This window comes from Lysinibacillus sphaericus (genome assembly GCF_006864135.1).
In the GTDB taxonomy this organism is placed as follows: domain Bacteria; phylum Bacillota; class Bacilli; order Bacillales_A; family Planococcaceae; genus Lysinibacillus.
Genome location: NZ_SADV01000019.1, coordinates 78259 through 87513, shown reverse-complemented (window position 1 = coordinate 87513; position 9255 = coordinate 78259). Strand labels below are relative to the sequence as shown.

Here is a 9255-nt window from a genome sequence, read left to right as displayed (position 1 = left end):
GCACGAAGCGAAGCGTAGGAGGAGGCTCGGCGCTCGCCCGCGGAAAGCGAGCGGAATGCTTCGGAAAACAACAGTAGAGTCACAGTGCCAAATGAAAAAAGCGAGGTATTCAACGATTTAATCGTTGAATACCTCGCAATGTGAAAAGATATAGACTTTTTCAGTGCCCTCCAATTTTTCGGAACAGTTTTTTGTTAAATATTTGATTTTCTTTTACAATTTTATTATAGCATAAATTTGCCATAATTACTAGACTATACTTCTTTCTGAACTAGCTGTATGATAAATTTCCCGCATCAAAAACCATGCAAATAATTATATGGAGAGGAATGTGAGTAACATTGGAAAAACAATATGAATGGACAGAAGAAAAACAGTATCTTGTTCTTTGTTTACACACAGTTGGTCACAAAAAGGAGGAGTTACTGCAAAAGGAAAAGGATGTTAGAGACAATGTTTTAACATTAAAGAAAACCTTTTGGGACGACGTCAGAGTGAATTTAGATACTCCGGAGGATATAGATGAGACCTATTATGCTATTAAACAACAGGCAGAGCTCTTATCAGATTCCCAGCATGCTCAGCAACGTGTCATTAAAGATGTAAAAATATATGACCGTTTACAGCAATCACCTTATTTTGCTCGCATTGATTTTTTACAGGAAAGTCATAACGAACCTTTAAAGATTTATATCGGTGTAGCAACCTTAATGGATGAAGAGAATGAAAACATATTAATTTATGATTGGCGAGCCCCTATATCAAGTATGTATTATGATTTCACGCCTGGCCCAGCTACTTATGAAACGGCAACTGAAGACATTCAAGGTGAGATGCTTTTAAAACGGCAATTTATCATTAAGAATGGTCAATTACAATCGATGTTTAATACAGGTTTAACGATTGGTGATGATTTATTACTCGATATTCTCGCTCAAAATGCAAACGAACATATCCGTAGCATCGTAGCAACGATTCAAGCCGAGCAAAATAAAATTATTCGACATGTCAACACTCCTTATCTAATCGTAGAGGGTGTCGCAGGTAGTGGAAAAACGGCAGTCGCTCTCCAACGTGTTGCTTATTTGTTGTATCATTATCGAGATCAAATTACTGCTGATCAAATTTTATTGATTACACCTAATCAACTTTTTAATCAATATGTTCATACCGTTTTACCGGATTTAGGTGAAGACAATATGCAGCAATTAACCTTCTCCGAATATGCAACAAAACGTTTAGGTCGACAGTTCCAATTGGAATATCCTTATGAACAATTGGAGTCACTTTTAACAGAGGGAGATGACTCACTCTACCAAACGAGGCTTACGATTATTTCTTTTAAAGCTAGCCTTCACTATCGAGAATTGCTGGACACATATATTGAACACCTTGCAAATGAAGGTTTGCTATTTAAAAACATTGTTTTTCGCGGAGAAAGAATTATTACCGCTCAAGAAATTGCTGAATACTTTTATTCATTCAATGCCACAATGCCCATCCCAAATCGACTGCAATTAGTGAAAGAATGGTTATTACAACAATTATCGAAAATTGAAAAGGCAGAACGGGCAAAAGAATGGGTAGAAGAAGCCAGCGAACTTTTAGACATTGAAGAGTACACAAAAGCCTATAGCGAGCTTTTGCATGAAGGTCGGTTTTCAGAAAACTCTTTTGATGATTTCGAGCAAGAGCGCAAGAAAATAGCTAGCCAAATTGTCAAAAAGCAGTTCAAGCCTCTTCGTCAATCTGTGAAACAATTGAAGTTCGTTCATATATTAGGTATTTATCGTCAATTGTTTGACATGAATAAATCTATTCATCGGCAATTGCAGAACCTTTTACCTGACCATTGGGAAGAAATCTGTCAGCATACACTCCCTAATTTAGCAAAGCGTATTATTTCGTATGAAGATGCCGCTCCATTTCTATATTTACAGGACAAAATAGAAGGCCAACGAACAAATACGATGATTCGTCATGTTTTAATTGATGAAGCACAAGACTATTCTCCATTTCAGCTATTTGTCTTACAACAATTATTCCCACGTGCACGTATGACTATATTGGGCGATGGGCATCAAACCATCCATCCTCATACCTTTAAAAACCCTTCACTGCTGACACCACAATTATATGGTGAACAAGCAGAAAAAATGATATTAACGAAAAGTTATCGCTCAACAAAACAAATTATTCACCTTACTTCGAAGATTTTACACGAGGATGCAAAAGTAGAAGCCTTTAATAGAACCGGTCCCGAACCAACTATCACGATTGTGTCGAGTGAAATACATTTAATTGAACAGCTTGTCGAAAAGATTAACGGCTTGTCCCTAAATTTCGAAACAATTGCAATCATCTGTAAAACAGAGCAAGAGTGTACGATGGTTTTTAATAAAATGAAAGACCAAGTAGATATTCAACTCATTACCCATGATACAAAACAATTTAAAAAAGGCATTTTACTGTTACCTGCTTATATGGCAAAAGGAATTGAATTCGACGCTGTCTTGATATACAATGCCTCTCCGGCTAATTATTCTAGGGAAACAGAACGTAATTATTTCTACACAGCTTGTACACGAGCTATGCACGAATTGCATATCTATTCCATTAATGAATTAACACATTTTTTAAAGCTTTAATTTCAAAAAAAGAAGAGAATCCGCATGTTTCCATAGACACTCCATGGAACACTTGCAGCTTCTCTTCATCTATCAATTATGCCTCGGCATACTTGCATCTAGGATCGGCTAAAAGAAGTTAAATGTAGAACGTATAATCCTCTGGAATAACACGTTTTAAGAATTTCTTCGTGCGTTCCTCTTTCGGATTAACAAATATATCATGAGGATTTCCTTCCTCTACAACGACACCACCGTCCATAAAAATCACCCGATTTGCTACGTCTTTCGCAAAGCCCATTTCATGTGTGACTACAAGCATTGTTGTTCCTTCTGCTGCAATGTTCTTCATAACCTGAAGGACTTCTCCTACTAGCTCTGGGTCAAGTGCAGAAGTCGGTTCATCAAATAAAATAATATCAGGATTTAATGCTACTGCTCGTGCGATACCGACTCGCTGCTGCTGACCTCCTGACAATTGACTTGGATAGGCATCATATTTTTCTGATAAGCCTACTTTATCAAGCGCCTTTTTGCCAATTTCAGTCGCTTCTGCCTTCGGAATTTTACGTCCTATAATAAGCCCTTCTGTAACATTTTCTAGCGCCGTTTTGTTCGTGAAAAGATTGTAGTTCTGGAATACAAAGGCTACACGCTGACGAATCGAATGTACGTCCTTCTTCTTCACATTTTGAAAATCTACTTGGATATCGCCAAATGTCGCATGTCCTTGGTCAGCCTTCTCTAAAAAGTTAATGCAACGTAATAATGTTGTTTTTCCTGAGCCGCTTGGGCCTAAAATAACAACAACATCACCTTTATCAATGGCTAAATCGACACCTTTTAAAATTTCATTGTCACCAAATGATTTATGAATATTTTTAATTTCTAACATACTCGTTCACCCCTTAGGCTTTTGCCACTTTGAATTTACTTAAATGTTTTTCATATCGTTTAAAAATGTATTCAACCGTACTACATAAAATTAAGTACACAATGAAAATATCAATATATGCTTCTACGTAATTGTAACCAACATTAGCAGCTACCTTAGCCTTTAATGTAATTTCAGGTAAGGACATTGCATAGCCTAAAGACGTCGCTTTAATGAGATTGACTGTAGCCGTACAAATATTCGGCATAGCTACTACTAAAGCCTGTGGAATAATAATACGGCGATAGGCTTGAAATGTTGTTAAGCCTACTGCATGAGCAGCCTCTAGCTGCCCTTTTTCAATCGTACTTAAAGCAGAACGAAATACCTCAATTAATATTGCCGTTGTACTAAATGCGAAGACGATAAATGCATACCAAATCGGATTGATTTTATAAATATCGTAGACAATATTATATTTCTCAAAAGTCATTTTAAGTAGTAATGGGATACTACTATAAATAATAAAGATTTGAATGATTATAGGTGTACCTCGGACAAAGGAGACATAAATTTTCGCTATATGATGGATCACTGGGATTTTATTGATTCGTGTTAGTGCTAGTAGAAAGCCGAGTGGTAGGGCAACAAGCATAGCAACAATTGTCACAAGGAGTGCGATAGGTACACCTGATAATGCAACAAAAAATGTTTCAACTAAAAATTGATAATTCATGATTTCGCCTCCTTACGTTGTTTCTAATGTCTTTTTCCCTTTACCAAAGAACTTTTCTAGCATAGCGAAGAATTTTTCTATAATAATCGACAGCACCCAATAAACAATCGCTAAAGCAATATATATTTCTAATGCATGCGCATTAATATTACTTGCAATAATTAAATTTGCCTTTCCGACAATATCAATTAAGCCGATTGTATAAGCGAGCGCCCCTTCTTGTAATAAGGCAATCATTCCATTCCCAAAGTTCGGTAAGGCGATAACGAGTGCCTGTGGGAAAATAATACGTCGATAGGCCTGAAATGGCGTTAATCCCACACTAACAGCCGCTTCAAATTGCCCTTTATCAATCGCTAAATAAGCAGAACGAATAACTTCCGACATAATCGCCGCAAACTGTAAAGTGAACGTTACAACTACGAAAATGGCTGTTTCGATTGAATGGAGATTGATGCCGAAGTTTTCCGCTAACGCTGGAACACCATAATATACAAGGAATAATAAAACGATAGATGGTGTACAACGCATAATCGTTGTATATAAGTTTGCTAATTTTCGCAGCAATTTTATTGAACTTAACTTAGCAGCCGCTAATAATAAGCCAAATATTGTGCCTAGTACAATGGAAGAACCTGCGACTAAGAAAGTTACATTTAAAAAAGGCAATAATACAGGAATTGAGTTCCAAATGTATGATGCATCAAAATACTTCTCCATTTCCTCACCAACTTCTATATTTCTATAATTCTCTTTCTAATCATTTATGCCTCGGCATAATTGCGTCCAAAATCTGTTTTGTCCTTAGGCCTGCACGAGGGCCGACACGATGTCGGTCATTTCGGTAATGCCACAGGACGTGGCGTTTTTACCGATGCAGGTCAGTTAGCCGTTATCGCATGGATGCGATCGTTTTAGGCTAACATCCCCTAAAAACTCCTTTCCGATTCTGTGATATCCGCCGGAGGCTTTGGGCCAACGTGATGTTGGTTACTCAGTCATGTGTTGTTGTTGTTGCTGTCGCTTCGCTTTCGCACAGATAAAACCGTGTTGCTGTCGCACAGATAAATTGCCACAGGACATGGCGTTCTTAGACTGAGTTCCTCTATTTCAGCAGGTGCAGGTGTTTGGACACCCGCTGAAAGTAGCTTAAATCTGCATTCATCTCACCACCTATAGGGATGGGAGGCTTCTGTAGCTGTCGCTTCGCTTTCGCAACAGAAAACATTTATAACTGCCGTTTCACTTTCGTTACAGAAAACATTTGCTGAAAGAAGTTAATAAAGACTGCTGAGTATACTGACTCAACAGCCTTTTATTTGATAGTAGGGTGCTAACACCTTCTCTTCTAAAGAGGAATCTTCTTTGATCAGCTACCGCCTATTAGCGCTTCACAGAATCTAACACTTCAAATAAATCCCGACCGTAAAACTTAGTGCTTAATTCATTTGTTTTCTTTTGCTCTTTAATTTTTGCTATAGCTTTATCGTAAGCATCTGCAAATTCTTGTTCCTTTTTATTGAACAACGGCCATGTTTTAATAACGGCAAATTCGTTGTAAACTACGTCATCCTTTAAATTATGATATGGGCCATCTTCTGCTAAAACTTGTTGTTTAAATGGACCTTCAATCATGACACCACCATCGACACGTTTTTCATTTACCCATTGCACAATATCGACAGTGAACGCATCACCAGCCTGTAATTTCACTTTATTGTCTGGGTTTGCTTTATTATATTCATCAATAATTGTGTATTGAGCATTATTCGCAGCAATTGGTGCTAATGAATAACCCTTTTTTGCAAAGTCGGCTAAAGTTTTTATCCCTTCATCTTCTTTACGTAATACTAAACCCGCACTACTTAAACCTAAAAATTCTTTAGGGAAAATAAACTTCTCTGTCCGTTCTTGCGTAAAGAAGGCATTTTTTACTCCTACTTGATATTTCCCTTGCTCAACGCCGATTAGTAAATCATCACTAGTCGTACCTACAAATTCAAACTTATATTCAGGTAACATCTCATCCACCAACTTCATGACTTCCACATCGTAGCCTGTTGGATTTCCTTTATCATCTAAATAACTAATTGGCTTTGTCGCCTGGTCAAATGCAACCTTCACTGTACGTACTTTCGCGCCATCTTCTGAATCTTTATCAGAAGCTTCACCTGAATTACAGCCGGCTAAAATAGCAAGTGAAGCCACCCCGATTGCTGCCAATTGGAAAATTCTTTTCTTCTGTTTAAACATATATCATGTCCCCTTATATGGTTTTTGTCATTGATTTTCATTCGATTTTTGCTGTTCAATTGCGACATTTGCCAATTTAATAATTGTCATATCATCCATCGGTGGATTATGAAGTCCTGCACGAACATTTCGATAATAGCGCTGTAATGGGTTTGTTAAATGTAAGCTTTTCGCACCTACCACACGCATTGCCTTATCGACGATTTCAATCGCCAAATTTGTTACTGTATGCTTAGCAACCGCCATTTCATTTGCTAAAAGTTCACGTCTAGCCAGGTCATCGTAAGCGTCGGCAACTCCATACAGTACAAAGCGTGCTTGATATAGCTTCAATTCAATATCACCTAGAAGCTGCTGCACATTTGGTAATGTACTAATCGGAGCATTCAAGCTATTAGGTTGATGATGATTTGCAAAATGCAGCGCATAATCACGCGCTGCTTGCGCAATACCTAAGTATGTTGCTGGGATATGTAGAATCCAACCATTTATTTTGCCACCACTTGGATGATTCGGTAACTCTACTAAATGATTTGTAGGGACAATTACATCCTTTAAAACTAGATCATGGCTACTTGTGCCTCGCATTGCAGACATTTCCCAGTTTTCTTCAATTGAAAGTCCTTGAGCATCTTTATGAATAAGGAAATAACCAATTTTATTTTTTTCCTCAATCCACGCTGATGTTAAGAAATAATCTAGCACCGGAGAGGCTGTCGTAAATATTTTACGTCCGTTTAAGAGCCACCCTCCCTCTCTTGAAACAGCATTTGTTCCTGGTCGCCCTCCACGTGTTGGACTCCCAGTTGCCGCTTCACTCGCAGCCCTATTTATAATGGCACCGTTCTTTATTTCCTGAGCAAATGAACTTAGTAAATCGTCCGACCAAAGCTTTTTCTCATATAGTTCGCCTACAACGCCTAATGTCCATCCTAGCGAGAGTGAAGCATTCTCGTCATAGCTTGCTAACGTTTCTTGAATGAGTACCATATCATAGACTGATAATCCTTCACCGCCATATTCTTTCGGTAAAGTTAGTTTGGGATAACCAATTTGCAGAAGCAGTTTATGTGCTTCGAATGGAAAACGAGATTGTTCATCTACTTCTTTAGCCTCAGCCTTGATTGACTCAGAAATAGATGCTAGCTGATCTAGCCAATACTGTTGTTGCTTTGTTTTAATAAATAAATTCTTCAAGAAAATCTCCTTCTTCCCAAAATGTATAAAACATATATATTTACTAAGAATTAAAGTTGTAAAAAAATCTCTAACTACGTATTCGTAGCGAGAGGATGCGTGGTACTGAATTTTCTGATTCGTTGACACTTATGATACTTTTCACATTTAAAAATGTCAATGGGTTAATTACAAGTTTTTTTATAAGTTTTATATCCATTACGAACACGTCTTCTTTTTTCACCAAGCCATGTTTACAACATATGCTACAACTAAAGAAAGAGGTGCATGTATGACTAATAATATGAATCCATCCTTGAATAATATGCCTATTTCAACTATGGCCCCTCAGGTTATTCAGACGAAATTTGGTGATATTAATGGAGATGGCTTACTTGAAACTGTTCTTTTGATGGGGACTAAAACTCCAAATAGCCCTTTGTGGAAAGACCTAACGCTTGCTATTTTTTACGGACAGACGCACCCATTCGAAAAAATAATGCTAAAACAAAGCGTTGGCTATAACCCAACTATATTTTTAGGTGACTTTACAGGCAATCATCTAGAAGATATTCTAGCTATTTCTGACACAGGTGGTAGTGGAGGTATTATCAACGGTGAAATATTTGCTTCAATAAACGGCAAAATACGCTCAATTTTTGATGCAATTTCTTTTAATAATAAGCTAAAGTACAGCGTTAATTATCAAAATCAATATAAAGTAGCCGTTCGTAGCTTGAATCCCAAAAAGCAATATATCATCGACTTACAATACAAGGGTCCGGATTATTTAGCTGAAATTTACAATCAAGACGGTACACTAAAGGAGCCTATTGAAGGATGGGTAGATCCAATGAGTGGATTGTATCCAGTGGACTATGAACGTGATGGAATATATGAGCTATTAGCTTATCAGTCTATAGCAGGCCGATTTCATGCCGATGGATTAGGTTATGTAGAAAATATTTTAAAATGGGATGGTAATGAATTTATCGTTGATCGCCAAACTGTAGGGATTTTTGGAGAAGATATAAAATAAATTGCGTGCACTTAAATAGGAAAAATCTGTCCAATTCCCGCACAGAATAATCGAAATTGGACAGATTCGAACTTATTGACGAGATTTATTTTTCCACTAATGCAAAATAATTATTTTCGTGATCAGCAAAATTAAAAACCCTACCCATTGGCATCATTACTAAATCTCCTACTTTAACGCCCTTCGCTTGAAAATCCTGATATAGATCTACTATATGATCGGCATAAAACATAATAGAAGGTGTCCCTAAATTTAATTCAGGCTGCATTTTCGCAATGATTTCTTTATTGTGTAGGACAATGGTAGTTTGAGCTTCTTTAGTTGGAGAAATTTCAATCCAACGTACTCCTCCCTCTTCCTGGTCAGCAACCACAACAAATCCAACTTTTTCCGTCCAAAATTTCACGGCAGTTTCTTGATCATTTACATATAACATCACTTGTCCAATTTGTCGAATCATAAAACAATTCCCTCCTCTTTTGGCATTAGTATATATCAAAAAGTAGCTTTATATGTCATCTAATGGTTATCGTTTCAAAATATTAGTTTT

At 37.2% G+C, this 9255-nt stretch carries 8 protein-coding genes; 2 read left to right on the top strand and 6 right to left on the bottom strand.

All coding sequences use genetic code 11. The features are described 5' to 3' along the window. The first annotated feature begins 341 nt into the window (after positions 1-341). Positions 342-2648 carry an RNA polymerase recycling motor HelD gene (gene helD, locus C7Y47_RS18405; RefSeq protein ID WP_142510079.1) on the top strand — a complete coding sequence of 769 codons (2307 nt, stop codon included), beginning with the start codon at positions 342-344 and terminating at the stop codon, positions 2646-2648. Between the two features lie 118 nt (positions 2649-2766). On the opposite strand, the gene C7Y47_RS18400 is transcribed toward helD, so the two are convergent. The 5 genes from C7Y47_RS18400 to C7Y47_RS18380 form a co-directional block, all read right to left on the bottom strand. Continuing rightward, a complete protein-coding gene (locus C7Y47_RS18400; protein ID WP_142510078.1) occupies positions 2767-3522 on the bottom strand; it encodes an amino acid ABC transporter ATP-binding protein in 756 nt (251 codons plus the stop codon). Between the two features lie 13 nt (positions 3523-3535). Beyond that, positions 3536-4237, bottom strand: a complete 702-nt coding sequence (locus tag C7Y47_RS18395; RefSeq protein WP_142510077.1) for an amino acid ABC transporter permease — start codon at positions 4235-4237, stop codon at positions 3536-3538. A 12-nt stretch (positions 4238-4249) separates the two neighbouring features. Continuing rightward, positions 4250-4957 (bottom strand): amino acid ABC transporter permease, encoded by a 708-nt coding sequence (locus C7Y47_RS18390; protein ID WP_142510076.1) that lies wholly within the window; start codon positions 4955-4957, stop codon positions 4250-4252. A gap of 663 nt (positions 4958-5620) precedes the next feature. After that, entirely contained in the window at positions 5621-6490 is an 870-nt protein-coding gene (locus C7Y47_RS18385) for a transporter substrate-binding domain-containing protein (RefSeq protein ID WP_142510075.1), read from the bottom strand. 27 nt (positions 6491-6517) lie between these two features. Continuing rightward, complete coding sequence (locus C7Y47_RS18380; protein ID WP_142510074.1) at positions 6518-7687, bottom strand: acyl-CoA dehydrogenase family protein; 1170 nt, start codon at positions 7685-7687, stop codon at positions 6518-6520. A 271-nt stretch (positions 7688-7958) separates the two neighbouring features. Here C7Y47_RS18380 and C7Y47_RS18375 point away from each other — a divergent pair, with 271 nt between their 5' ends. Then, complete coding sequence (locus tag C7Y47_RS18375; RefSeq protein ID WP_142510073.1) at positions 7959-8705, top strand: hypothetical protein; 747 nt, start codon at positions 7959-7961, stop codon at positions 8703-8705. Between the two features lie 85 nt (positions 8706-8790). Here the strand turns inward: C7Y47_RS18375 and C7Y47_RS18370 are convergent, their stop codons facing one another. Beyond that, positions 8791-9165 carry a VOC family protein gene (locus C7Y47_RS18370; protein ID WP_142510072.1) on the bottom strand — a complete coding sequence of 125 codons (375 nt, stop codon included), beginning with the start codon at positions 9163-9165 and terminating at the stop codon, positions 8791-8793. Between the last annotated feature and the right edge of the window lie 90 nt (positions 9166-9255).

Excerpts from the sequence above, each read along its gene's own strand:
- C7Y47_RS18375 (WP_142510073.1), top strand. The coding sequence starts at position 7,959 with ATGACTAATAATATGAATCCATCCTTGAATAATATGCCTATTTCAACT.
- C7Y47_RS18370 (WP_142510072.1), bottom strand. The coding sequence starts at position 9,165 with ATGATTCGACAAATTGGACAAGTGATGTTATATGTAAATGATCAAGAA.
- C7Y47_RS18395 (WP_142510077.1), bottom strand. The coding sequence starts at position 4,237 with ATGAATTATCAATTTTTAGTTGAAACATTTTTTGTTGCATTATCAGGT.
- C7Y47_RS18400 (WP_142510078.1), bottom strand. The coding sequence starts at position 3,522 with ATGTTAGAAATTAAAAATATTCATAAATCATTTGGTGACAATGAAATT.
- C7Y47_RS18390 (WP_142510076.1), bottom strand. The coding sequence starts at position 4,957 with ATGGAGAAGTATTTTGATGCATCATACATTTGGAACTCAATTCCTGTA.
- C7Y47_RS18385 (WP_142510075.1), bottom strand. The coding sequence starts at position 6,490 with ATGTTTAAACAGAAGAAAAGAATTTTCCAATTGGCAGCAATCGGGGTG.